At 55.3% G+C, this 25533-nt stretch carries 20 protein-coding genes and 12 tRNA genes; 17 read left to right on the forward strand and 15 right to left on the reverse strand.

The features are described 5' to 3' along the window. Positions 1 to 373: 373 nt before the first annotated feature. The 13 genes from VK738_01335 (at position 374) to VK738_01395 (ending at position 2172) form a co-directional block, all read left to right on the forward strand. Positions 374 to 970, forward strand: coding sequence for a hypothetical protein (locus VK738_01335; protein HTD21276.1), 597 nt, complete (start codon positions 374 to 376; stop codon positions 968 to 970). Between the two features lie 50 nt (positions 971 to 1020). Next, positions 1021 to 1094, forward strand: a tRNA-Gln gene (locus VK738_01340). A 103-nt stretch (positions 1095 to 1197) separates the two neighbouring features. After that, positions 1198 to 1272 (forward strand) — tRNA-Gln (locus tag VK738_01345). A gap of 1 nt (position 1273) precedes the next feature. Next, positions 1274 to 1347: transfer RNA gene (locus tag VK738_01350), tRNA-Asp, on the forward strand. Between the two features lie 6 nt (positions 1348 to 1353). Then, a tRNA-Trp gene (locus VK738_01355) sits at positions 1354 to 1430 on the forward strand. An 11-nt stretch (positions 1431 to 1441) separates the two neighbouring features. Beyond that, positions 1442 to 1516, forward strand: a tRNA-Gly gene (locus VK738_01360). A gap of 9 nt (positions 1517 to 1525) precedes the next feature. Next, positions 1526 to 1599, forward strand: a tRNA-Gly gene (locus VK738_01365). A 10-nt stretch (positions 1600 to 1609) separates the two neighbouring features. Continuing rightward, positions 1610 to 1681: transfer RNA gene (locus VK738_01370), tRNA-Thr, on the forward strand. A 2-nt stretch (positions 1682 to 1683) separates the two neighbouring features. Then, a tRNA-Thr gene (locus tag VK738_01375) sits at positions 1684 to 1758 on the forward strand. 5 nt (positions 1759 to 1763) lie between these two features. Continuing rightward, positions 1764 to 1837, forward strand: a tRNA-Thr gene (locus VK738_01380). A gap of 6 nt (positions 1838 to 1843) precedes the next feature. Beyond that, positions 1844 to 1918, forward strand: a tRNA-His gene (locus VK738_01385). A 4-nt stretch (positions 1919 to 1922) separates the two neighbouring features. Beyond that, positions 1923 to 1996: transfer RNA gene (locus VK738_01390), tRNA-Ala, on the forward strand. A 101-nt stretch (positions 1997 to 2097) separates the two neighbouring features. Further along, a tRNA-Pro gene (locus VK738_01395) sits at positions 2098 to 2172 on the forward strand. Positions 2173 to 2303: 131 nt separating this feature from the next. Here VK738_01395 and VK738_01400 read toward each other — a convergent pair. Both VK738_01400 and VK738_01405 read right to left on the reverse strand, forming a co-directional pair. Then, on the reverse strand, positions 2304 to 4316 hold the full coding sequence (locus VK738_01400) for a bifunctional serine/threonine-protein kinase/formylglycine-generating enzyme family protein (protein HTD21277.1): 2013 nt from the start codon (positions 4314 to 4316) through the stop codon (positions 2304 to 2306). Then, a complete protein-coding gene (locus VK738_01405; GenBank protein ID HTD21278.1) occupies positions 4306 to 4887 on the reverse strand; it encodes a sigma-70 family RNA polymerase sigma factor in 582 nt (193 codons plus the stop codon). The genes VK738_01400 and VK738_01405 overlap by 11 nt, the downstream gene beginning before the upstream one ends. A gap of 249 nt (positions 4888 to 5136) precedes the next feature. On the opposite strand from VK738_01405, the gene VK738_01410 reads away from it, so the two are divergent. The 3 genes from VK738_01410 to VK738_01420 all read left to right on the forward strand — a co-directional run bounded on the left by VK738_01410 (position 5137) and on the right by VK738_01420 (position 9108). Then, a complete protein-coding gene (locus VK738_01410) occupies positions 5137 to 5418 on the forward strand; it encodes a hypothetical protein (GenBank protein ID HTD21279.1) in 282 nt (93 codons plus the stop codon). An 87-nt stretch (positions 5419 to 5505) separates the two neighbouring features. Then, the gene (locus VK738_01415) at positions 5506 to 7146 is read left to right on the forward strand and encodes an alkaline phosphatase family protein (protein ID HTD21280.1); all 1641 of its coding nucleotides are present in this window, start codon (positions 5506 to 5508) and stop codon (positions 7144 to 7146) included. Between the two features lie 150 nt (positions 7147 to 7296). Beyond that, complete coding sequence (locus tag VK738_01420) at positions 7297 to 9108, forward strand: sulfatase (protein HTD21281.1); 1812 nt, start codon at positions 7297 to 7299, stop codon at positions 9106 to 9108. 632 nt (positions 9109 to 9740) lie between these two features. Here VK738_01420 and VK738_01425 read toward each other — a convergent pair. The 3 genes from VK738_01425 to manD all read right to left on the reverse strand — a co-directional run bounded on the left by VK738_01425 (position 9741) and on the right by manD (position 14201). After that, positions 9741 to 11648: a hypothetical protein gene (locus VK738_01425; GenBank protein ID HTD21282.1), complete on the reverse strand. Its 1908-nt coding sequence runs from the start codon at positions 11646 to 11648 to the stop codon at positions 9741 to 9743. A gap of 38 nt (positions 11649 to 11686) precedes the next feature. Beyond that, positions 11687 to 12883 (reverse strand): alginate lyase family protein, encoded by a 1197-nt coding sequence (locus VK738_01430; GenBank protein ID HTD21283.1) that lies wholly within the window; start codon positions 12881 to 12883, stop codon positions 11687 to 11689. A 109-nt stretch (positions 12884 to 12992) separates the two neighbouring features. Beyond that, complete coding sequence (gene manD / locus VK738_01435) at positions 12993 to 14201, reverse strand: D-mannonate dehydratase ManD (protein ID HTD21284.1); 1209 nt, start codon at positions 14199 to 14201, stop codon at positions 12993 to 12995. 67 nt (positions 14202 to 14268) lie between these two features. On the opposite strand from manD, the gene VK738_01440 reads away from it, so the two are divergent. Continuing rightward, positions 14269 to 15042, forward strand: coding sequence for a glucose 1-dehydrogenase (locus VK738_01440; GenBank protein ID HTD21285.1), 774 nt, complete (start codon positions 14269 to 14271; stop codon positions 15040 to 15042). A 10-nt stretch (positions 15043 to 15052) separates the two neighbouring features. Here the strand turns inward: VK738_01440 and VK738_01445 are convergent, their stop codons facing one another. From VK738_01445 to VK738_01490, 10 genes are all read right to left on the reverse strand, one after another. Then, a complete protein-coding gene (locus tag VK738_01445; GenBank protein HTD21286.1) occupies positions 15053 to 17608 on the reverse strand; it encodes a DUF4861 family protein in 2556 nt (851 codons plus the stop codon). Between the two features lie 189 nt (positions 17609 to 17797). Beyond that, positions 17798 to 18154: a cupin domain-containing protein gene (locus VK738_01450; protein HTD21287.1), complete on the reverse strand. Its 357-nt coding sequence runs from the start codon at positions 18152 to 18154 to the stop codon at positions 17798 to 17800. Between the two features lie 14 nt (positions 18155 to 18168). Next, the gene (gene eda, locus VK738_01455) at positions 18169 to 18843 is read right to left on the reverse strand and encodes a bifunctional 4-hydroxy-2-oxoglutarate aldolase/2-dehydro-3-deoxy-phosphogluconate aldolase (GenBank protein ID HTD21288.1); all 675 of its coding nucleotides are present in this window, start codon (positions 18841 to 18843) and stop codon (positions 18169 to 18171) included. A gap of 13 nt (positions 18844 to 18856) precedes the next feature. Continuing rightward, positions 18857 to 20194, reverse strand: a complete 1338-nt coding sequence (locus VK738_01460) for an MFS transporter (GenBank protein ID HTD21289.1) — start codon at positions 20192 to 20194, stop codon at positions 18857 to 18859. 10 nt (positions 20195 to 20204) lie between these two features. Next, positions 20205 to 21296, reverse strand: a complete 1092-nt coding sequence (locus VK738_01465) for a sugar kinase (protein HTD21290.1) — start codon at positions 21294 to 21296, stop codon at positions 20205 to 20207. 30 nt (positions 21297 to 21326) lie between these two features. After that, complete coding sequence (gene kduD / locus VK738_01470; protein HTD21291.1) at positions 21327 to 22088, reverse strand: 2-dehydro-3-deoxy-D-gluconate 5-dehydrogenase KduD; 762 nt, start codon at positions 22086 to 22088, stop codon at positions 21327 to 21329. 106 nt (positions 22089 to 22194) lie between these two features. Continuing rightward, a complete protein-coding gene (locus VK738_01475) occupies positions 22195 to 23019 on the reverse strand; it encodes a 5-deoxy-glucuronate isomerase (GenBank protein HTD21292.1) in 825 nt (274 codons plus the stop codon). Positions 23020 to 23375: 356 nt separating this feature from the next. Beyond that, a complete protein-coding gene (locus tag VK738_01480; protein HTD21293.1) occupies positions 23376 to 24245 on the reverse strand; it encodes an IclR family transcriptional regulator in 870 nt (289 codons plus the stop codon). A gap of 57 nt (positions 24246 to 24302) precedes the next feature. Next, positions 24303 to 24962 carry a hemolysin III family protein gene (locus tag VK738_01485; protein ID HTD21294.1) on the reverse strand — a complete coding sequence of 220 codons (660 nt, stop codon included), beginning with the start codon at positions 24960 to 24962 and terminating at the stop codon, positions 24303 to 24305. Positions 24963 to 25194: 232 nt separating this feature from the next. Beyond that, positions 25195 to 25422: a hypothetical protein gene (locus VK738_01490; protein HTD21295.1), complete on the reverse strand. Its 228-nt coding sequence runs from the start codon at positions 25420 to 25422 to the stop codon at positions 25195 to 25197. Positions 25423 to 25533 lie beyond the last annotated feature (111 nt).

The raw sequence follows: 25533 nt of genomic DNA on the forward strand, positions 1-25533 counted from the left end.
TACGTTCCAGCGATCTGGGAAATAAGATTTGCTCATATTTGACAGATTCCCAAAATGATGGCAGAGTGAGAACAGGATTTCAGCAATGATTCGTAAGCCCCATACCGATAGCTTCCCGACACCAGCCAGCCAAACGTGGCAAGGTGCGGGGCAGGGTACGTTTATGTAACGGGGGCTAATCCAATATTTTTTGGTTTTTCTATAAGCCTCCGACAAAAATCGGGGGCTTTCGTATTTTTGGGGCTGACGCATTTGGTGGCAAATCAATGTGTCGGGTCGGTGAGGAATTATGTGTTTAAGAGCTGGACAAGAATTCGTAGTTCGGCTGGTTCGTTGGCTGAGACGCATGTGGCATAAATTTTGGGGAACCAATATGAGCATTAAAGAAGAAATCGAACGAGCGGCAGAATTTGGAGAAAAATTCGAAGAGCTTGTTGTTGCAAGAAAGGAGTGTCCTGCCGGTGACCGCAATATGTTGCTCATCGGGTACTGGTCTCTCATCTTCGACTGCCACAAAGGAATTTTGTCTCTCTTAGCAAACGAGTTTTATGGCAGCGCCTTTGCACTCGTTCGCCCAACTTTGGAAGCACTGGTTCGCTCGCATGTTGTGCTGATGGGTTCCGAAGAAGACGTACAAAGGATCAAAAAAGACGAATACAGCGTTAACTTCAAGACAATCGGTGCTCAGATTGACGCAGCCTTTGGTTATGGCACGTTGCTTCAAAAGCTCTTGGATGCGGCTCTGAAAGCTCTTCATAGTTTCACGCATTCAGGCATTTCCCAACTCGGAAGACGCTTTGAAGGGAACGACCTCAAGCTCGCTTATTTCGATGAGGAAATTATTGAAGTGATTCGTACTACTACCAGCGCCGTTTATTTGGTTACGAGATTGGTTACTATGCACTTCAAGTTTGAAGAGGAGGCAAAAGCTGCCGAGGAACTGTTCCTGCAATGGGGAAAGCGTTCTTGAGCTGTCTTTTAGGCCTAAAGGAGGCTTGGAACGAGGCTCGTGCTAAGAATTGCCGGGTCGTCCAATGGCAGGACGCGAGTCTTTGAAGCTCGCTATCAGCGTTCGATTCGCTGCCCGGCAGCCAAAGTTCGAGGAGTGGTGAAGGCTACGGTTACTTCTCTGGTAAAGAAACACACCGCATCCGCACGTTCCCTCCTCATGAAAATGTACGGCAGCCAAGATTTTGTTGCGGGATCGGCTAAATGGCAGGCCCACTGGCTCTGACCCAGTTGATGTTGGTTCGACTCCAGCTCCCGCAGCCATGGCGCTATCAGACAAGGGTAGTCTACGAGCCCGTCAAGCTCACAATCGGAGTTCGACTCTCCGTGGCGCCGCCAAGATATAGGGGTGATGACCCGATGGGAAGGGCGCTCGTCTCCAAAACGAGTTTAAGCAGGTTCGAATCCTGTCACCCCTGCCAAAGTTTGAAACGCGAGCATGGTATAGCGGCTGGTGCCTCGGGCTTCCAACCCGATGACGTGGGTTCAACTCCCACTGCTCGCTCCAAAGTTTTGAGCGGCTGTAGTTCAATGGAAGAATTTGACGTTGCCAACGTCAGGACACCGGATCGATACCGGTCAGCCGCTCCAAAGGTTTAAGGCTGGTGTAGCTCAGTGGGAAGAGTGCGGGCCTCGTAAGTCCGTGATCGGCGTTCGAATCGCCGCACCAGCTCCGCTGGTATAGCTCAACGGGAAGAGCCCGCGCATGGTAGGCGCGAGACCGCAGTTCGAGGCTGCGTGCCAGCTCCAATTTTGCTGCTGTAGCTCAGTGACAGAGCCATCGCCTTGTAAGCGATAGACGAGCGTTTGATTCGCTCCAGCAGCTCCAGATGTGGCGGGATTGGCCGAATGGCTTAGGCATCGGATTGTGGCTCCGATCACGAGAGTTCGATTCTCTCATCTCGCCCCAAAATGGGCGCGTAGTTCAACGGGAGAATCCTTGGCCTGCAACCAGGAGATGAGCGTTCGATTCGCTCCGTGTCCACCAGATTTTGAAAGGCAACAATGCATGGTCGGTTAGCACTGAGGGTCAGTGTGCTGGACTGAAAATCCAGAAAACTCCGTTCGATCCGGAGACCGACCGCCAATCGGGGTATGGTGTAAGGGCTGGCATCCGTGCCTTGGGAGCACGTGGTTCGGGTTCGAATCCCGGTGCCCCGACCAAATTCAATGAAGAGGTTTTTCGATTCTGATTTCTGAACCTTAATTCGAGTAGATCGAAACAATCGTGATGTTGTATTCATCATGCAACCACGAATGCTCGGGCCGACCCAGCCCGGGTCTTCCGGGCAAAATTATTTCATCTCTCCCGCACACCGGATCCCGATATAAGTGCCCCGGACGCCTGGCTTGCGCGTCACGCGGCTCGACCAGCGGGCGTTTCTCAGGCCTCCGAGCCAGGAACCGCCGCGCGTAATGCGGTATTCACCCTCCGAGGGACCTTGCGGATCCGTCACAGGGTCCGCCGTATAAGGTTCGTACCAATCCGCCGTCCACTCCGCCACGTTGCCCAGCGAATCATACAGCCCATAGCCGTTGGGCTGTTTCTGCGCCACTGCATGGGTTTGCTGTGCGCTGTTGCCAGACCACCAGGCAATCTCGCCGAGGCTCCAGTTGTTGCTCTTGCCTCCTCGCGTTGCGTACTCCCATTCGGCCTCGGTCGGAAGGCGCATGCCTATGGCCGAACAATAACCATGCGCCTGGAACCAATTCACCGAATCCACCGGAAGGTCTTCGCCAAGAAATGAGCTTGGGTTGCGCCCTACCACATGCTCATACGCTGCCTGCGTGACTTCTGTCTGGCCAATCCAGAATCCTTTGGTGATGGTCACTTCGTGGGCCGGCTTCTCATCAGGATAGCAATCTACGTCATCGGGCGAGCACCCCATCATGAACTTTCCCGGCGGTATCCATACATATTTCAGGCCATCGAGCGGGTTCACTTTGACTTTGTCTGCGTTCGTCACGACGCCCGCGGCTTCACTGGCCGCAGACGTTTTTGGTGGAAGAGGAATGACCACCGCGGCCGTCTTCAAATTGTCGGCAGCTTTTTTCTGACGCGCAAGCTTGGATTTATGCTCTTCCCCACCTTCGCCTTCTTTATCGCCGGTCTGGGCTTGCAGAGCAACCGAAGGGACCGGCGAAGCACTCGGGTGTGGCCAGAAAAACCACGCCACCAAAACCACCGCAGCGATCACAACCACCAAGCCCGCAACAGCGATGGCGCCGATTCTTGCCGGTTTAGCCACGCTGGTTGAAGAAACTCCCGAATCGGATGAAGCTTCCAGAGCAAAAGCGAGATCAGAGGCCGACTGGAAACGTTGCGCTGGGTTCTTCTCCAAACAGCGATGTACAACCCGCTGCAGCCCGGGGGGAACTCCGGTTGTGATCTGTGAAACCTCCGGCGGATCTTCATTCAGAATTACGCTCATCGTTTCCACCGAAGTGGCTTTCTGGAACGCGCGTTTTCCCGTCAGCATCTCCCATAGGATTGCCCCGAAGGCAAAAATATCTGCACGATGATCAGCCGGCTGCCCCCGCACCTGCTCCGGTGACATGTAACCGAACGTTCCCATCACCATGCCGGGTTGCGTTGCTTCGAGCGCATCAGGCGGGTTGCAGCCAGGAGCCTCCGGAGGCCGCATAAGTTTGGCTAGACCAAAATCTAAAATTTTGACCCGGCCATCGGTGGTGACAAACAAATTCTCAGGTTTCAGATCGCGATGAACAATCCCTTTCTCGTGCGCCGCGGCTAGACCATGGGCGACCTGCACGCCGTAATCAACCACCTTGCGAAGCTGTAGTGGCCCCGCGGCGAGCTGCCGCCGCAGGGTATCGCCTTCCAGCAACTCGCACACCATGTAGGGCGTGCTTTCATAAGTCCCCATCTGATGCACAACCAGAATATTGGGATGGTTCAGCGCGGCCGCGGCGCGGGCCTCCTGCTCGAAGCGCCGCAATCGGTCGGGATCGTTCGAGAGAAATGGCGGTAAAACCTTGATCGCAACATCGCGATTCAAGCGCGAATCATGCGCACAATACACCTCGCCCATGCCGCCTGAGCCCACCAGTTTTTGCACTTCGTATTCGCCCAGCTTCATTCCTGGCCGGAGCGTCACTTGCGAGGCTGAAGATTGCAGGAAGCTGGATTGAAGCTGGTCGCTGGAAGCGAGGAATGCTTCAATTTCTTTGCGCAAAGAATGGTCAGAAGAGCACACCCGGTCGAGGAAAGCGGCGCGTTCTTCCGGAGCCAGCTCCAGTGCCTGATGGAGCAGTTCCTTCGCTCGCTGCCATTGTTCATTTGTCATGGTGCTCGGCGCCGCTTATTTCATGGTGCAACCAAATCCGGGCGGTTGCCCAGTCTCTTTTCACGGTTGCCGGCGAGATGCCGAGCACACGCGAAGTTTCTTCGATCGAGAGACCGGCAAAAAAACGCAACTCCACAATTCGGCTTTGTTGCGGGTCAATCTTGGCCAAATCATTGAGGGCATCATCCAGGGCCAACAGGTCAACGCTGCGGGTTTTGGTGGCGATAACATCCTCTTCCAGGCTCAATTTAGGACCGTCGCACCGTTTTCCTGCTTTTCGTTGGCGGGCGTAATCCACTAGAATTTGGCGCATCAGGTGGGCAGAGACTGCAAAAAAGTGCTCACGGTTCTTAAAATGCATCGGCTGCTGCTTCATCAGACGGAGATAAGCTTCATGCACCAGGGCGGTACTCTGCAGGGTGTGGTCGGGACGTTCATTGCGAAGGCGGTAGTGCGCCATGCGGCGCAATTCCTTATAGACGAGCGGAAGTAACCGGCGCAACGACTCCTCATCGCCTGCCTGCCATTTGACCAGCAGCTCGCTTACAGACTGGGATGTAGGTTCTGGCATAAGCACATACGGGGAAGTGAGTGCTTTGACGGAAAGATATCTGCTCTCGTAGCCGAAGTCAATGTTATTGACGTAGCAAATACATCCGCGTAGGTAATATTTTTTGCGAATACGTGAGCCAATCCTGCTCAAAATTTCGCTTTAACAGTTAAAGACCCAACTTGGTATCCCGATGACAATTCTGGCCCTTGTCGAAGGGTCCCAGTGAAGTCGTAAGGCTAAAAAGGAGAATCTAAGAAGATGAATATCATGCGACGTAATCTGTTCCGAGTTATGCTGGCGATGGCACTGCTATGCACCGGCATGGCATTTGCCCAAAAGAAACCGCCAAGAGACATCAGCCACAAGCGCCATCCCAACCTGGCCGCAGCCCAGCGGCTTTCTGCTCAAGCCTACCAGAAGGTCGTGGCAGCCCAGGATGCTCACGAGTTCGATCTCGATGGCCACGCCCAGAAAGCCAAAGATCTGCTCGACCAGGCCAACCAGGAGCTCAAGCAGGCGGCAGAAGCTGCCAACGAAGAACGCAAGTAGTTTGCTAAGTGAGTAGGTAGGCAAGCGTCGCAGCAAGCGCGGCGCTTGCCGTTTTCCCCGGAGAAAAGTATCAAACGGAGAAATGTCATGAAACTCGTCGCCCAGACTCTTTTTCTGTTCCTTGGGCTAGGACCGGTGCTTGCCTACTCGCAAGGCCTCCAGGCCCCACCAAAATTTAAGCACGTGATTGTGGTTTTCCAGGAAAACCGTACGCCCGACAATCTCTTCCAGGGATTGCTGACCTGGCCCGGCATTGATCCGAAAAAGTATGACATCCAGCCCAGCGGGATGGTCGCCGGCACCTGTAAGAATCCGCAGGCACCCAGCATCGCCGGTGGCACCTACGACCCGGCAACTTGTTCCATCACAGGCGGAACACAAGAGAATCGCTGCCTCGAGCCCCAGCCGCTCGCAGGTGGATATGACCCCAGCCACAGCCACTGCGCCTTCCTCACCATGTATGACTCTGGCAAGATGGATGGCGCCGGTTTCGTCAAAGATAATTGCCACAAGGCGAAGAACTGCACGGGCAACGGCGCCGGGCAGTTTCTCTCCTACAAGTTCACACCCAACATTCAGCATCGGCTCGATCCTTACCTGCAGATTGCCGCCGAATACGGCTGGGCAAACCGCATGTTCCAAACCAACCAGGGACCGAGCTTTCCTGCGCACCAATATCTTTTCGGCGGAACTTCGGCCCAGACGGCCGCAGACGATAAGAAGGCTGCTTTCATCGCAGAAAATCCGGGCGGCATCATGATTGCGCATCATGCCTACCCTGGCTGCCTTTCGCCACCGCAGGAATCGAACAGGGTGGTTTCTCCTCTTCCCAGCGGAGAGCAATGTCCGGCGGGTTGCACCTGCTACAGCAACGGCAGCAAGGAGTGCAAGATTACCCAGGGAACCGAGCACAACCTGTGCTTCGATCATCCCACGCTGGCGACGCTGCTCGATCAGCACCAACTGAGCTGGAAATACTATGCGCCCTCGCAGGGATCAATCTGGAATGCTCCGCATTCGATTAAAGAAGTCTGCCAGCCCGACTACACCACCGGCAAATGCACAGGCCCGGATTACAACAATGTGGATTTCAACCTGACCCACGTGGTCGGAGATATTAATGATTCTTCCTGCAAGCTGGCTGCTGTGAGCTGGGTGATTCCTGACGGGCAATGCTCCGATCACGCCGCCGTCAGCAGGGCCGGAGGACCGGCATGGGTCGCCTCCATCGTCAACGCAGTAGGCCAGAGCAAATGCAATTACTGGAAAGACACCGCCATCGTGATCACCTGGGACGACTGGGGAGGCTGGTATGACCACGCGAAGCCGCCCGTACTGCCGGGAATTCAGGGCGACTACCAACTCGGCTTCCGCGTGCCGCTGCTGGTGGTCTCGGCTTACACCAAGCCGGGCACGGTGAGTGATGCGGAGAGGGACTTCGGCAGCATCCTGCGCTTCATCGAAGAAAATTTCAACCTGGGCGTGGGATCTTTGGGATTTGCCGATGCGCGCGCTCACCACGGCCTCGACGAATTCTTCAACCAGAGCGCGGGCGACTTCCGCATGATTCAGGCGCCACCGGTTCCTCCTTTCTGCACCATGGCGCCAGGTCAGGGCGTAGCCCCTGACGACGATGCTGAGGAAGGCTCCGCTCCCAGTACTAGCGATGTTCCGCAACCGCAACGCAGAAATCGGAGGCAAAGGCAGGGACAGCCTGTTGCCAACTGATCGATCACTTTTACACCCGTCCAACCATGGTTCTGTAATCGTCAACCTACAACCACCCAGCCGGCGACCCTCCGGCTGGATGCTTTAAAAAAGGGGAAGAAGACTCTGCAGTAAGACAATAATCGCTCAACTCGAAAGGAGATACCTTTTATGAAGACACCGCGCTGGGGTAACATCAGCACCTACTATACCTTGATCACCATCATCTGCATGGCGTGCGCTCTGGGAACGAATGCTCGCGCCCAGGGACCTATGGTGACACCCGCGAGGCCCAACATTGTTTTCATTCTCACGGATGACTTTTCAATGAACCTCGTGCAGGAAATGACGCAATCCAAATACCACGGTTTGCAGGACATGATGAACGAGGGCACGACCTTCTCTAACTTCTTCGTCAGCGACTCGCTCTGTTGCCCATCACGTTCCTCCATCTTCACCGGCAAGTTTCCCCACAATACTGGTGTCTTTACCAACACTTGGGCGCCCGCGAAAGGCCAAACGGATGGCGGATTTGGAGCATTCATGAAAAATGATGACCAAAAACACACCTTCGCCCTTGCCCTTCATCAGGCCAAACCCGCATACACGACCGCCATGCTCGGCAAGTATCTCAATGGCTATCTTCCCTGGGACACCGAGCCCTACAATAAGCCCAACATTCTCAAAAACGGCTGGGGATGGGACGAATGGTATGTGGCCGGCAACGGTTACCCCGAATTTACGTATGACCTGTTCCAGGTTCCAATTCCAGATCCTGCCGGCTCCGTTCAGCATTACGGAATTGATCCGGAAAATTACATGACCGACGTCCTGTCAGGACTGGCTCAGGACTTCATCAAACGCGCCAAAGGGCCTTTCTTCATCGAGATTGCGACCTTCGCGCCCCATGCGCCTTACCGGCCTGCCTATCGTGATGAAACCGCGTTTCCCGGCCTGCAAGTCCCGCGCACGCCCACCTATGACGCGCGTCCCGATGCCCAGGCTCCGGATTGGATGAAGGATATCCCACCGCTCGCCCAGCCCGAGAAGGATGCGATGGATGACCAATTCCGCTTGCGCGCGCAATGCACCTTGTCCATTGACAAGATGATCAGCGACATCCGGGCGACCTTGCGCGCGCTCGGCAAAGATAAGAATACCTATATCTTCTTCAGCGCCGATAATGGCTATCACATGGGTGATTATTCATTTCTGCCTGGAAAAATGACGCCCTTCGACCTCGACATCCGAGTTCCGCTCGTTGTCACCGGCCCTGGAGTCTCTCACCAGACCCTCAGCGAAATCACCCAGACTGTAGATCTGGCCCCGACCTTCACCGAGCTTGGCGGCAACACCGCGCCCACGGAACCCGATGGGCATAGCCTGGTTCCGCTGTTGCACGGTAAGAACCCGGCATGGCGTCAGATGGCGCTCATCGAGCACCATGGGCCACCCGATGATGCTTCCGACCCTGACAACGAAAAGCATGAGAAGTCATCCGGTGATGCCAATCCGCCCAATTATGAGGCGCTTCGCAGTGATACCTACATGTACGTCGAGTATTCCAATGAAACCAGGATTACATCCGTTTCTTCCACCAGCACCGATGCCACTTTCATGGTGAAAAATAACTTCATCGTGGTGGGCACGCAGGTTTCAATTGCCGGTGTCAGCATTCCGCAGTTCAATCTCGATAACCAGGTGGTGACGGCGGCCACCCCAACCCAGTTCACCATCCATGGCTCATTCTCCCCTACGGCAAGCACCGCCACGACCGGCACTGTGACCGCAGGCAAAAATGGCGTGAGCGAATACGGATATTACAACCTGGATAGCGGCAGCACAGGCTACGACCCGAACGAACTCAAGAACGTCTTCAATAGCCTTCCGCCAGCCACAAAGACGACCCTGCATGACGCAGTCGTAACCAATACAACCTGCGGCGAGACGGGGAAGCCCACCTGCTGGCAAGCACAGCAGTAGACATGCCAAATTTGGAAGCGATGCTCCCGTCCAACCCTGGTTCTGTAAACGCCAACCCACAACCACCCAGCCGGTGACCCTCCGGCTGGGTGCTTTAAAATGACATGGCCCCATTGTGGTATCAAAATCTTGGTCGCCGAGAAATCGTGGACTATCATCGGCCTGGAAGCCTGCCCCGGCGTGCCGCGGGTGTATCCAGCACCCCAGGGTGCGGGGTCATTGCCCAAAAAGCTCTTTGAAAACTTACTGATTGCGGTCCACGTTCACGACTCTTAAGATTACCGGCTCAGCTACACCGGGTGTTTAACACTTCAAACTCTACTCGAAACCATTACTCCGTCTCATCCGTAAGAGATTGAATGTCAATGATTTAGAGCTGCGGACATTACTTCGAGTAATGGGGGGTGGGGACTACTTTAATCCGGTTTAGCGAGCATCTGGGCCGCGAGCAAAGATGAAACGATCCGGGTTTGGTTCTTCCCGGCTTGGGCCGTTCCACACTAGCAGCTAGTGACTCGCTTGACCTCGCTCTTCCCCGCTATTCATGCGGGTCAAACCATGATTCGAAAGCGCGGCCCCACTAGCTAGCAAGTGGGGTACCCGCCAGGCTGACATCCACAGCCCACGCAGTATCACTTCATCGTCTGAGAACTGCTGCCTGGCAGCGCTCTCAGCACGAGCGTCCACGACATGGGCTTTTCGGGTGTGATTACGCTGTTGCGGGCCTCCAGGTTGAGGTAGAAGGGGATGTAACCCCGGCTGCCTTTGCCCCACGCACTGTTCCCTGTCGCGCAAAGCTCGGTTTGAATCGGCCAGTCAGAATGCTTGACTGTAACTTCGAGCGAGCCTTCCGGCGAGTCAAAGCGGTCAATGCGATGTCCGTCTTCGAAGCGGGTGGCATCGCGGTCTCCCGTTGTGGGAATAATCACCCAGAAACGCCGGATGGTTGTCGGCTTGGAGGCTGAAACTTTCTCCGTACGGAGCAAAGAGTTGCCTTCGACCTTCCACTCCACCTGCGCTGTGATGCCGGGGTCTACAATCTCTCCTGATTTGGTGCCCAACACCGCCCATCGCTTCCACACTACGCGCAGGCTAAGTCCGTCGGCGGAGGGAGTAATCTCATCGGCGCCATCACCGGCAACGATGACGCGGCCATCTTCCAGTTCCAAATAGGGAGTCATGGCCGGGACTGGTTGCTGCACTGGAGGGGCGTATCCTGGCAAACTGTAAGGAGCGGGCAGGTAATCGGAAATTCCGGGCACGGGTCCGGTGGTGATGGGAAGCGCGAAGCGGAGTTGGCCATGGCGCACCAGCCATACGCCCGAGGGACGGTCGCCTTTGCGGAAGTATTCAAAGCGCGCCATTTCGGGCAGCGTCACGTGCGCTGGAAATGAAGTAATGTGCTCATCGCTCATCGCTTGCATGAACAATGCCTGCGCGCCTGCCACTTTCCCAAAAAAGGCCGTCGTCTGCTGCCACTCACGCGTTGGGCTGATGTAGCTGTAGTTCCCCCGGCCAAAGGCAAATACATTGAGCAGGTGGCGATTGGGTTGAAAATCATTTTCCAGCCAGCGCCAGGCCGCGTAGTATGCGCTGGCCAGTTGCGGCAGAGGCGCGGGGCGAAATTGAGGATGCTTGGCCAGGAAGGCGACGATCTCCGTGGTGTCAATGTAGCTGATGACTCCCAGGCTGCGTCCCCAGGGATAGCCATAGCCATCAGGCGAAAGCAGGTCCCACCATGTGCGCATCTGCGCTTTGAGCGTGGGCTCCATGGCTTTCATTACATCCTCGCGCCCCAGGGTTTCTGCCGCATCATAGACGAAACGCGCGTATTCATTCGAATAGCGGTCATAGCGGCCGGTGGGAATGCTGTCATCAGAATAAAGATTGCCTTTGAGAAACTGGTCGGCGGCGCGGTCGAGCACATCATCGGCAAAGGCGCGGTCGGTGATGATCCCCATCTGATAATCCAGGGAAACGATGCGCGCAGCCACGCCGAAGTAGTTCTCCGGAAGATTGATGACATGCCCGGTCTTCTTGTCGTAAAAGCGCTCCGGATCAAGCAGCGATCGCCATTGTGTCTGCTCTTCCGGCGTGAACGACTGCCAGAGCGCGTTGCTCTTCAGGTCTGTACCGAAGCTTCGCAATGAGAGTGCGCCAGCCAATTGCGCAAAGGTCTTGCCGCCTTGCCTGGCTTCGATGAGGCCTCCCTGGCCGATGAGGTAGGTGACCTCCCGCCCGGCAATTGTCTTATCTCCTGAGAGAGCGGCATAGGAGGCGACGGCGCGGGTGAATGTCCCCCAGTCGAAATCGCCGGTGGTAGGCACGCCGACAACGCGCTCCTGCGGAGGATTAAAAGAGTGAATATCGGCAACGTGCGCGCCGATCTCTCGCCCCAGAAAGGCAGTGATCTCTTTGGAAAGCTGATCGGTTGAAACCGTGTCTGAATTCGATGGAGAGGACGGCTGCTGAGCCCACAGGCAGGAAGTTGTGAGAATGCAAAGCAGGCAGACGAGTCTGGCGCTTTTAAGAAAAATCATGAAGTAACTGTATCCCCTGGATCAGTCTCTGTAACAAATCAATTTTTCAGCGCAGCGTGCAACAACAGAACATCAACACCATCATTGGAAGATTCGAGCTTGTCGGCCAACTCTTCGTATCGAGGTTCGTGATAGTTTGCCGCTGCTCTCAATAATGGTGAACTAAGTTCTGCGGCGGTGAAGCCGGTGATTTGCTGATACTCCCATTTTTTTTGTCCAGCAGCGAAGGGCACGAGAAAATCGAGCGCCTTGCGGATGCTGCGCCCATCAGAAGTCTTGAATGACCACAGGTCAACGCCCAGCGGCTTCCCCAGTTGAGCCAGCGTCATCAGGCCGCGCAGATTCATAATGCTGTAGCTGAAGGCCCGCGTGCGGGCGAGTTCGAGAGGCTGGCTGCCATCGGGCTCAATTTGCGTAGCGATGCGCTTGCTCTCCGCCTCTCGTATCACCTTCCGGGCCAGTTCACGGTTTCCCAGAAAGAGCGCAAAGTCAGCAAGCTGGATGTCATAGTAAGTGCCGTGATTGTTCTTTGCTTTGCCCTCGCCGATGCCGTTCGGGCTCTCTTGCAGCCATTTGACGTAGGCGCGAAACCACTCTTCCATTCCCTTCTGGTCTTTCGCGCTCCAGTTCTTGGAGCCCGCCAACAGGCCGATGGCGTCCACGACGTTCGTGAGGTCCTGGCTTTCCAGGACTCCTGTAGGCCTTCCATTGTTGACGCCGGGAATTCCCTGGGCAAATTCCAGGTTCGGATTCATGCGCGTCGCCGGCTCAAGAAACCAGGTGCGTAGCAGCAGGGCGGCACGGGCCGCGTAGGTTTCGTTCCCGGTGAGATAAAAAGCCAATGCCAGCGTGCGCGCATCTCTGCCTAGCCGGCCCATGTTGCCATGATCAGGGAGCTTGTTGATTTCGGGATTTTTCTCGCCATCGTGGCGAATATACGGTCCGCTGGGGTTCTTGGAATCAGGCCAAAAATATGGCGCCAGACTCATGTAGTCGTGCTTGTCGCCACTGGGTGGAGTGATATCTTTCTGCGTGACCGAAAAAGGACCTTCTGTCATCGCCTTGTCGGCGGCATCGCGTGCAGCGATCACCAGAGGATCCTTAGGACCCGTGCTGGAATGTTTCTGGGCTGCTAATATTTTTGCGTCGAGCAGGAACACGCGCGGAAGCTCGCCGGCAACTAAAAATGTGGAGCCGAGCAATAGCGAAAAAGCAATTTTAAGTATTCGACTCATAAACTCTCATTTCGTCCCAAAGCACGGATTTGAATAAAGAAATGAACATTTTAATTTCGCGATTGCGGTTTTTTCCGGATCTTTCTAAATCTTTACTTATCTTTACGAACTACCAATTGTGCATGGTTCCATCCAGTTTGCGATTCACCGGCAGGTAAGCGCGTTCGTAGGGATACTTGGCGGCCAGGGCTTCGTCAATATCTACGCCCAATCCGGGTTTATCTCCCGGGTGCATAAACCCGTTCTCGAAGGAGTATGCGTGGGGAAATACTTTGTATGTCTCCGGTGTGTGCGGCATATATTCCTGGATGCCGAAATTGTGCACGCTCAAATCGAAATGCAGCGCGGCTGCCATGCACACCGGGCTGAGATCCGTGGCTCCATGGGAACCGGTGCGCACATGGTACAGCTCGGCAAGGTGCGCAATCCTCTTCAGGTGCGTGATACCGCCGGCATGGACGACACTGGTACGAATGTAATCAATCAACTGCTCTTGAATAAGCTGCTGGCAATCGTAGATCGTGTTGAAAATCTCACCAACGGCAATGGGAGTTGTGGTGTGCCGGCGAATCAGACGGAAACCTTCCTGCAACTCAGCCGGTGTGGGATCTTCCAGCCAAAATAAATGGCTGAGTTCAAGACTTTTGCCGACCCGCGCTGCTTCAATCGGGGTCAGGCGGTGATGAGCATCATGCAACAGGTGGACTTCCTCACCATATTCCTTGCGCAGGCGCTCGAAAAGCCGCGGGATGAAATTCATGTACAGCTCGGTGGACCAGAGATTCTCCGGCGGAGCGTTTTTCTCGGCGGGCTCGTAGTACATATCCCCGCGGCCGATGCCGTAGGTGCTCTTCAAGCCAGGGATCCCTGACTGTGCGCGGATAGCCTTATACCCGAGCTTCATATAATGACCGACGGCTTTTACAGTGTCATCTTCGGTCTGTCCGCTGGCGTGGCCATAGACCAGAACGGAGTCGCGCGAGGCGCCCCCCAGGAGCTGATACACGGGGGTATTGAGGCTCTTGCCTTTAATGTCCCAGAGTGCGGTATCCACGGCGGCGATGGCAGTCATGGTCACCGGACCGCGCCGCCAATACGCACCTTTATAAAGGTAGTGCCAGATGTCCTCAATCTTGCGGGCATCGCGGCCTATCAACAGCGGCAGGAGGTGGTCGGTAAGATAGCTGGCTACGGAGAGTTCGCGGCCATTGAGCGTGGCATCGCCCAATCCGTAAATACCGTCTTCGGTTATGATCTTGACGGTGACAAAATTCCGGCCAGGACTACAAACAATTACTTTTGCATCTGCGATCTTCATGTTTAATATAGTGATTTCGATTTCGTTCTAAATTACAGTCAATCATAAACCCAGGAAAACCCCATACATGAATACTTCCCTTGATCTTTCAGAAAAAACTGCCGTCATCATTGGCGGAACCTCAGGAATCGGCCTGACACTCGCCAAAGGACTGGCGCAAGCCGGGGCCAATGTCGTGCCCACGGGCCGGCGCGCTGACCTCGTAAAATCGGCGGCGGAAGCGGTCCGCGAAGCCGGCAAACGCTCTCTCGCTATGCCTACGGATGTAAACGACCGAAGCAGCCTGCAGGCGCTGTTGGATGCCACTTTGGCTGAATTTGGGGGCGTCCATATCCTGGTGAACTGCGCCGGACGCACCAAGCGCACTCCCACATTGCAAGTACCGGAGAACGAGTGGAATGAGATCCTGGAGACAAACCTCAACGGCACATTGCGTGCCTGCCAGGTCTTTGGCCCGCATATGGTGGAACGCAAGTATGGCCGCATCATCAATATCGCTTCTTTGACATCATTCGTGGCCCTCTACGAGGTTGCCGCGTATGGGGCCAGCAAGGCGGCAGTGGTGTCTTTGACCCGATCGCTTGCCACTGAATTGGCGCAGCATGGGGTCTGCGTCAATGCCATTGCCCCGGGGATCTTTCGCACGGCGCTGAATTCGGGGCTGCTGGATGGGACTCCGCGCGGCCAGGAACTGCTGCTGCGCACTCCTATGAAACGTTTTGGCCAGGCGGAAGAGCTGATCGGCGCAGCGGTTTTTCTTGCGTCTGAAGCGGCCAGCTTCGTTACCGGACAGGTGCTCGTGGTGGATGGCGGCTTCCTCGCCAGTGGGGTAAATCAGTAAGCACGCCACGTCATTGTCCTGAACTGTTAGCGGTGTTCGGCGCTTCCAGGGCCAGCAACGTTTCCAGCAAATAATAATCTCCATAGACCAGCGCGCCATCGGCAGGACGCGTGCTGCTGCCGTGGCGCAGTACGCCTGGGGGCGTATGATCATCTTTCCCGACCGGAGTGAGGTAGCGATCAATGAGTGATTGCGTGATGCGCTCGCTCTCTTTTCTGTATTGAATTGCGCGCTGCTTATCCTGGGTGAGTGTGGAAAGTTGCAGCAGGCCGTCGGCGATGATGGCTGCGGCGGAGCTATCGCGGTTTCTGAACCGAATCCCTTCGTCATTCATGTCGTACCAAGTCACGCCGTCTTCGGGAAGATCTTTCAAGACATGCGCCGCAACCTTCTCAGCGGTCGCGAGCATTCGTGGATCGTGAGTTTCCCGGTAGGCAACCGTGAAACCATACAGCGCCCAGGAGGCGCCGCGGGCCCAGGTCGTGTCGGCGGCGAATCCCTGGTGGGTATGAAAGAACAGCGGCTCACCTGGTGGCACATGATTGGGAATATCCATTTGCATATCGGGAGATCCGCCGCGCAACACAAGCTGCTGCGGACTGTCGCCCGGGTTGTAATGCACCGACTGAATCACCGCGCCATCGGGACGAACCAGCCACTCCGATGCACGCACAGCATGTTTCAACCCAATGTCGCGCCATTTGGGATCACCGGTCTCGCGGCTTGCCCACCAGAGAAGCTGGAGGTTCATCATAGTGTCAATGATGGTGTCGTCTCCGCCGGGCTGCCAGGCTGCAATCAATTGCGTGGTGGGATTAAAGTGTTCCGCGAGCCGGTCCGCCGCACGCAAAGCACTTTCGCGGTACTTGGGGTCATGGGTTTGCTCGTAAGCAAACACAGAGGAGTACAGATACAAAAAACCCGCATCGTGATTTACTTTCGACTCTTTCCCCATCAGACGCGAGGTCCAAAGCTCGGCCCAATGACGATATTTGTCGTCCTTTGTATAGGCGTTGAGCTTCCAGAGTTCCCCGGTCCAAAACCCTCCCGTCCAGAAAAAGCCTTTGCGTTTTTCCCATTCGCCGGTCTGGTTGTCACCGTCTGTGAAAAAACCAATTCCGTTGCTGTGGTCAAAGTCTTTGGGGTCTGCGGCGGAGATGACCGGCTCCCATTTCGTTGCCGTACGGTCAACGGCTTCGCGTATCAACTCGATGGCTTGCTTGTAGGTCTTGGAGGCGGCAGGAGAGAGCGTGTCTGCCGGGGCGGCCTGTATTCCCGCTTTGGTAGAAAGGATCTTCACGACTGCAGGTGCGCTCATGCGTGACGCTCTTTCCTTCACGAAATCCAGGAATTGCTGTTGGCTGGTAAGAGCTGTGCTGGGCAGGATGCGGGAGGCGTCTTGACGCATTTCCTTCTGATTGCCGGCGCCAACCCGGTTGTTGCTGGCCTCCTGGTCCCAGGCTGCAGCCGCGTACCAACTGGCGGCGCCACCTTGCAGCGTGAAGGTCAGCAGATGGTTGCTGCTATCTTCGTTCGGTGTCGCCGAGACGGTTGGAGCAACCACGATAACCAGGCCGAGGTTCGTATCCTTTAATTCTTCGGTGGCCTTCGCTCCGGGCGCAACCACTTGTGTACCCCAAGTTGCGAGCCATGTGGGACTTGCACCCTTGTCAGAGTGGACTGCGGGCGCACTCTGCTTAAGCGGCACACCGGTAGCAAAAACCAGGTCGTCGGCGCCTGTAGCGGTGATGGTATGAATAAAACCGCGGTCCCCTGCCCACTGTGTGAAACGCGAATGCAGCGTGACCGATTTTCCCCCGACCTTCCAACCTTCGTAGGTCAACTCAACAATCGCCCGAACCGGGCCAGCGGAAATCACGCGCCAGCTACGCTTATCAACATCGGCAACCTTGACGAGTTTGCCGTCTACCCAGGCACCGACTGAGCCAATGCCGAGCGCATTACCGATGTCATAGATATCGCGCCCATCGGGTGATTCATCATGGTAGGGATACTCCGGCGTGGCGAATCTTTCGAGTTGCAGCGTGAGACGGCGCTTGCCGTACAGATCAATGGCATTGCGCGGATCAAAGTAGATGCGCCATGCATTGAGTTCTGACTCCCAGCCAGGCCCCTGGATCTTGGTGGCGAACAAGGCATCTGTGTGCTTGGGATAGTCGTCACGAAGCCGGAAGATCCTGTCAGCGTCGCCGTATGTGATGGAAACAATTCGGGTCTGGTGCGGCTTGAGATCAATCTGGAAAGCCAGTTCGTCGGCTTTGTTGTCGCCATCGAGGTCATCCACCTGCGAAGGCAGCTCGGTGGTTTGCAAGGCGGCGGCGTCTTCCGGCAACGTGGCTGCATCGCTGGCGGTAACAATCAACGTACCGGCGTGCAGGTCGGGAGCAATCTTGCGGAGTTCCGGCAGTGATAGAACAATGTTCTCGGCAGGACGGTCCAGATCGGTTGGATTGGTGACTGCAACCTTGATGCTCGACAAATGCGGCTCGGCGAGCGCACTCCCAACCAGCAGCAGAGAGGCAAGAAACCATTTCATGTTGCCCATTCATTCACTCCTACAATCTCAATAGCGTCATTCAAGTGATATGTCGCCCCTAGCGGGGCTGCGGTCATTTTTTACCAACACCCAGGGCTCACGCCCTGGGTTACTCAATGCCGCCCCTTCGGGGCTGTGTTGTCGCACGAGGGGAAAATCGTCGTCTCCAAGAAGAATGTCAACAGAGCCAAATATGCTCTAGACATAGTCTTGGCGGCAGGGGGTAAACACGTCAATGACATGCGATTTCTCAATAGCAGCAGCCTGATGTTCAATACCTCCACGGACGACGAAGCTGTCGCCGCCACGCACTTCGAAGGTCTGGTCACCACAGGTGACCTTCAAATGGCCAGCCACCACATAGACGAGCTGGTCGTGAGGGTGACTATGCCGCACTCCGACCCAGCCTTTTTCCATGCGGTGCTCTGCCAGAAATAACTTGTCGTTATAGGAGCCGACTACGCGGGTAAGCCCGGGTTCAGGCGTGCTCTGCCTGGCCTTGGCAGCGGCCACAACCACAACATCGGGAAATTCATGCTTCACGGTAGGTTCCATGATTGGACCTCAAATTACTTTCCTGCGATAGCGGCGGGCTCAGCCTGGCGTGCCTGCTGCACGATCGCGACATATTTTTTTGCCAACTCGGTGATCTCTGCCATATTTCCTGATTTCAGGGCCGAGGCCAAAACCAACTCTCCTCCGATGCCGAGCGCGGCCGAACCGCTACGGATGAAATCCGCAGCCGTATGGAGGTTCACGCCACCGGTTGGAACCAGAGGAATCTGCGGCAAGGGCGCTTTGAGCGCCTTGATGTAGCTGGCCCCGCCCATTGCGCTACAGGGAAAAACCTTTATGAAATCAGCGCCGGCTTCCCATGCGGTAATCACTTCGGTGGGGGTAAGAGCCCCAGCCAGAATGAGTATCCCGTGATCGTTGGCAAACTTAACCGTCTCCTGCTTGAAACCGGGCGTCACCAGAAAGGTTGCGCCCGCCTCCAGGCAACGGTTGGCGGTGTAAGCATCCAGAACTGTACCGGCGCCGATCATAACTTCACGACCCAAGGTCTTATTTAATTCGGTGATTGCTTCGAAGGCCCCGGGGACTGTCATGGTGACTTCTAAAATCGAAATGCCCCCGGCATACACAGCTTCACTGGCGGTGATGGCCTTGCGCACGGATGACGCCCGTATTACCGGCACAATTCCAACTTCAATCACCCGTTGTTTAACTTGCTCTTTGGTCATGATTCAGTCCCTACTACCGAGAATAGTCCAGTTCCACGGGGTTCAGCTTCGGCGCTAGCCGCTGAACAATCAACAGCGCTAACACGTATGCCGATCCGCCAAAAATAAAGATCGGCAGGTAGCTGTGGGTCAACTGCACGACGTAGCCGGTTATCACCTGTATCAATACACCGCCAATGGCACCACCTGTAGCACCGATGCCGACTATGCTGCCAATAGCCTTGCGGGGGAACATGTCTGATGCAGTGGTGAACAGATTCGCCGACCATCCCTGGTGCGATGAAGTTGCCAGGCTGATGAGCGCAACCACGAGCCAGAGGTTCTTCGAAAAGGGTGCGTAGATGACAGGCACAACGCACAAAGCGAATATCAGCATGGCAGTTTTGCGAGCGGCGTTGATGCTCCATCCGCGTTTAATCAGGTGCAAGGGGAGCCAGCCGCCCACGAGGCTACCGACGGTGGCGGCATTGTAGACAACGATCGTAGGAAGAATGATCTGCTTGAGGTTCAGGCCAAAACTTTCTTGCATGTATTTGGGGAACCAAAACAGGTAGAACCACCAGACCGGGTCGGTGAGGAACTTGCCGATGGTAAAAGCCCAAGTCTCTTTGTGCGGCAAAAGCCGGCCCCATCTGACAGTCTCGATGCGATCGGGCGGGTCACTTTGAATATATTCCAGTTCCGCTTTCGAGATGCGCGGATGCTCTTCCGGCTTGTGATACAACAGCAGCCAGAAAACCAGCCAGACAAATCCCAACGCACCCGTGGCAATGAATGCCGCCTGCCAGCCGTAGGTCAAGGCGAGCCAGGGCACGGTGAGGGGCGCGACCACGGCACCGATGTTGGTGCCGGCATTGAAAACACCGGTAGCCAGAGCCCGTTCCTTTTTCGGGAACCACTCTGCGACGGTCTTGATGCAAGCCGGGAAGTTCGCCGATTCACCCAATCCAAGAAATGCCCTTGCGATGCCGAAGGTAAGCGCGGAATGCGCCGCGGCGGTTGCGACACCGGCCAGACTCCAAAGCGTGACCGCAACAGAGTACCCTTTTCGCGTCCCGAACCTATCCATGACGTAGCCTGCACCGAGCAGGCCAATGGCATAAGTCGCCTGGAAGACGCCGGTAATGTAGCCATACTGGATGCTGGTCCAGCCGATGCTGGTCTCCAGCGTCTTGGCAAGCATACTCAGAACTTGCCGGTCGAGATAGTTGATCGAAGTGGCAAAGAACAGCAGCGCGCAAATCGTCCAGCGGCAATGACTCCAAGTTCGCGGGGTGGCGGCCGCTTCCGTTGATGCCTGGACAGAACTGGCTGCGCTGCTGATTGAACTGGGGTTGGATTGCAAGCCCATGATTATATCCTCAGCGCGCTATGCGTGCGCTTTTACCTTTCATTACTTGCAAGACTTCGCTGAGTGTCGCCATGGTTGTGTCGCCCGGCGTGGTCATGGCAAGCGCACCATGGGCCGCCCCGCATTCCACGGACCATTGCGCATCCTCTCCGGTAAGGAACCCGTAGATCAGGCCGGAGGCAAAGGAGTCTCCGCCGCCGACACGGTCATAGATTTCGAGGTTCTCACGGTTCGACGCCTGATAAAACTTGCCATCGTGGTAGCAAATTGCGCCCCAATCATTGATTGTGGCGGTTTTGGCGTTGCGCAGGGTCGTGGCAACCACGGCAAAGTTAGGAAATTCCCGTACCACCTGCTCGATCATCGTTTTGAACCCGGCCGGGTCGAGATTCGAGTGGTTGGCATCGAGTCCGGGAACCTGGAAGCCGAGAGCAGCGCTGAAGTCTTCTTCGTTGCCGAGCATCACGTCCACATAAGGCGCGAGTTTCCGGTTGACCGCCTGTGCCTGCTTCTGGCCGCCAATACTGCGCCACAATGAATCACGATAGTTCAAATCATAGGAAATGAGAGTCCCGCTCTCTTTGGCGGCTTTCATCGCCTCTTCGGCAACTAAAGGAGTGGTCTCGGAGAGCGCGCAAAAAATTCCGCCGGTATGCAGCCAACGCGCGCCTTCTTCTTTGAAGATCTTCTTCCAATCAATTTCACCGGGCTTGAGCTGCGCCGTGGCGGTGTGGCCGCGATCGGAACAACCCACGGCGGCGCGAACACCGAAACCGCGCTCGGTAAAGTTGAGCCCGTTGCGCACCATGCGTCCTACGCCGTCGTACTTCACCCAGCGCACATGACGCTGATCCACGCCGCCCTGGTACATCAGGTCTTCTACCAGACGGCCCACAGGATTATCGGCCAGAGCGGTCACGACCGCAGTGCGCAGTCCGAAGCAGCGCTTCAATCCGCGCGCGACATTGTATTCTCCGCCGCCCTCCCAGGCGCGAAAATTACGGGCGGTGGTGATACGTTCATCTCCGGGATCGAGCCGGAGCATCACCTCTCCCAGACTCACCAGATCCCAATGGCAGCTTTCTTTAGATTTAACTTTCAAGGTTCCCATAATGACCTAATCGCTACATTGCTAACGGCCCATCCATCCGCCGTCCACGACCAAAATATGCCCGTTAACATAATCGCTGGCCGGTGAAGCGAGAAATACCGCAGCTCCACACAGATCCTCAGGCTGTCCCCAGCGGCCCGCTGGAATGCGTTCCATGATCTGTCGCGAGCGATCGGCATCGGCACGCAATGCCGCCGTGTTGTCGGTCGCCATATAGCCCGGGGCAATAGCATTGACGTTGATTCCCTTCGACGCCCATTCATTGGCCAGAGCTTTGGTGATCCCAGCTACCCCCGATTTTGCGGCCGTATACGAAGGCACGAAAATACCGCCTTGAAACGACAACAGCGATGCAATGTTCACGATCTTGCCCCGGCCTTGCTTCAGCATGTGACGGCCGGCAAGTTGCGAAATGCGGAAGACCGCGGAAAGGTTCACCGCAATCACCTGGTCCCAGAACTCCTGCGAGAATTCGGCGGCAGGGGCGCGCTTGATGGTTCCGGCGTTGTTCACCACGACGTCAATGGAACCGAAATCCTTGACGGTCCGTTCCACCAGCTCCGTGCAAACCGCCGGGTCAGAAACGTCGCCCTTGACGAAAAACGACTTCCGCCCGAGAGCGCGGACCTTATCGCAAATATCGTTGGGTTCGGGGAACAATCCGTGGCAAGCCACATTGGCGCCAGCTTCAGCGAACGCATTAGCAATGGCTGCACCCAGCCCCTGTTGAGAACCGGTTACAAGCGTGTTTTTGCCTTCCAGACTGAATGTCTTGAGAATCATGTATACGTGCTCACTTTATTTGATCTTGGCCGGCCCCAGCCCGTACGCAGACGGTCTGCGAGGACCGCACCAGGGTCTCCAGGATGACTGATCAAGAATCAATTTTTTATTTTCTGCTGGCTTCAAGTCCCGAACCGCCCTGGCTGAACGCAGGTTGCACATTCACCACGCCGAACTGCCGATCTTCCTGCTCGCGGTGTGCAGCCATGGCCCAGAGAAAACCAATGCGATGGTTGGGGATCGAAACGTTGGGATGGTAGCCGCTGGGCATCAGCACCGCGTCTCCATCGCGCACAACCGTCACCAGCTCAGGATATTCGGTGTCATTGTAAACAAGCTGAATACCAAAGGCGGGCTTGGGCATATCAAAATAGACGTACATCTCTTCCAACATGATCGCGTGCTCGTGCGGGGGCCAACTGGTCCAATTGCCCGGTTCGGAGAAGGTAAAACCAGCGAGCAGGCGCCCGGCTTCAACATTTTTGCCTACCAGGATGTTGAGATGGCGCTGCTGGCCGGGTGTCCCGGTGCTGAACTTCAGCGAGGGATTTTTTTCTACCTCCGAGTACGGCACGAATTGCAAAGGATAACGGTTCTTCACTTCCGCGGAAAACTCGGCGATATCAACTTGTCCATTGGTGCTTACGGTGATTTCGCTGTCCCGGGGAATGTAAATAGCATCATATTGCTTAAGATGAAATTCTTCTTTGCCGACTTTGACAGTCGCCTCACCCGAGAGGTTGATCAAGCTGGTCTCGTGATCGCCGTTCTTGAAAGAAACCGATGGCGTGGAAGCGTTTAGAATGATGCGTCCATAGGTCAGGTGCTTGTTGGTGCTGTTGTTGGGTGAAACCGAAATATTGCGGCCTGTCTTGGCATTGGTATGGCGAAAAACCATCCGATCGATTGCAGGCAGTGTTTGCGTGCTCATAATTTATATCTCCGCTGGTCTTAACATGTACGACCCTGGTCTAGCGGGCGACGCTGGATGAAGATCATTCTCATCCCTATTGCGTATCGCCGACTCCATCAAAATATTAACTTAATTGGCGTTGCTTCAATCTCAAAGTTCACGTGGTGAAACGCCGAAAGTTTGGAGAACCTCTTGCCCAATTGAAATTTCATTCTCGTGCCGGCATTCCAGTTGCCGACACGCATGGCAGTTCCAGCCCCAAATTATTAAATCTCCTGCCAGCTTTCCAATATATCACGATGTGATATACGGTCTTACGAATTGATTCTGGCTTCGAAGACAAACTTTTTGCCCCAAAGCTGCAACTGTGACAACTACACGTTCACAATCCGGGCACGCGCAACCTTGTCGCTTCGCTTATCATTTCTTTTGCCGTTTTTTACGTCCGGCATGGCGTGAAAACCCAGCTCCTTGGACAATGCTTCAGCCGCAGAGATAACCGATTTGGCGAGAAAGGGGATTTTCTCAGAGCCCACACGGAAGGTCGGCCCGGAAACACTGATGGCCGCTACCGGGTCTCCGGAAAAATCACGGACAACCGTTCCGACGCAGCACACGCCCTCTTCATTTTCCTCATTATCAACGGCGTAACCGAGCTCCTGTACCTTCGTCAGCTCGGCTTTGAGTTCCATCATGGTGCTGATTGTTTTTCGTGTGAGGGAACGTAAACCATGCTTCTGTACGGCGATTTCCACTTGATTTTCAGGCAGATACGCCATGATGGCTTTGCCCACGGCGGTACAGTATGCGGGATTTCTGCGTCCTACACTCGAAGCCAGACGCACGCTGCGCCCGGGTTCGACCTTATCGAGATAAACCACTTCACCATCGTCATAGATGCACAAGTGCACGGTCTCGCCGGTTTCCAGGACCGCTCGCTCCAAAAAGGGCCGGGCCCGCTCGCGAAGATCGAGCTGCGATACCGCCCTCGTCCCGAGTTCGAAGAGTTTTAACCCCAACCGGTATTTGCCCGTCTGGGAGTTCTTTTCCACCAGCTTGTGGCGTTCGAGGACCATAATCAGACGGTGGGCTGTGCTCTTATGCAGGCCCAACGATTCGGAGATCTGGCCCAGGGACAGATCAGGACCATCTTGAGAGAGCGCCTCGAGAATGGCCAAGGCGCGATCAAGGACTTGAATCTGGTAAGGCGACCGGTTGTCACTACTTGTCTTACTATGCGGCACGGTGCGTCATTATATAAGAGTGGGGGGCTAAGTCAAGATGGATAATTTCATGAAAGTTTAGCGCGGCAGAACATAAAAATACACAGCTTCAAAGTGGCAGGCACTGCCCAACATCACAAAAACGTGCCAGATGGTATGGCTCAGGCGTACCTTGATCCATCCGAAAAACAGGGTCCCAAAGGTATAGCACAGGCCGCCGGCAATCAGCCAAAAAATTGCGCGCAGCGGCAGATGGTCCAGCATGGGTTTCAGGATGAATATGGCAATCCATCCCATGCCGATATAAAAAAGGGTCGAAACAAAAGCAAAGTGTCCGGTAAAAAAAGCTTTGAGCAAAATTCCGGCCAGGGCCAGCCCCCACATCAGCACAAACACCGCCCAGATCCAGTTGCCTGCACCACGCAGGCTGACCAGCAGAAAGGGTGTATACGTACCGGCAATCAGGAGGTAGATGCAACAGTGGTCCAGGATTCGAAAGACGCGTCTTACCCCGGCTTTTCGGAAGCTGTGATAAAAAGTCGAGGCAGCATAAAGAAGCACCAGCGTCGCTCCGTAAATAGCACAACTCACTACGTGCCACGCGGTGCCGCGAATGGCGGCGAACGTCACCAGCAGGGAGAGGCCGGCAATGCTCAAGACGAGTCCAATGCCGTGGGTCACGCTGCTCGCGAGTTCCTCTTTCCAATCGGTCCACTCGAGATGTGGATTGGACTGCATCCTGAACCGAGGTTCGATCCCTTAATCAAAGTGTACTTCCGACTTCTGGAATTCACCTAACCCGTAGGCACTGCGAATCGGGATTGCAGATGTGGGGACGAACGCAAATTTGGCTACAGGCCGCCGGCGCAAGCGGCCTGCAAGATCTTGATGCCAAACTAATTTAACTTTGGAAGGCTAGCAATGAGAATACACGCTCACTGCCAGTGGGAACTTTCTGGTATACCCGGAACTATTTCGGGGGCGGTGTAGTGGTGGTGTCGGTTGAACCTTTCTTGTGCTTGCTTCCGTGGTGCTCGCCCTTGTCACCTTTGTGTTGATGATGATGCTTCTTGCCCGTGCCGGCGGTATTGGTACTCGAGCTGCCGGTGGTTGCGCCCGTTGAGCCGCCTGTAGCTTGTGCAACTGCAAGGCTGGCGCATAGTGCTAAGGCAAACATGAGTGTGAGTAGCTTTTTCATTGTGTTTCTCCCTGGTGGGCAAAATTGCCCGTATCATTAAATACCGATGGAACCTTTCTGGCAATAGGCAAGTAGGGCTATTTCCGCGGCGTCCAATTTTTACGATCTAAA

The sequence above is a fragment of the Terriglobales bacterium genome (genome assembly GCA_035487355.1).
Taxonomy (GTDB): Bacteria; Acidobacteriota; Terriglobia; order Terriglobales; family Acidobacteriaceae; genus QIAW01.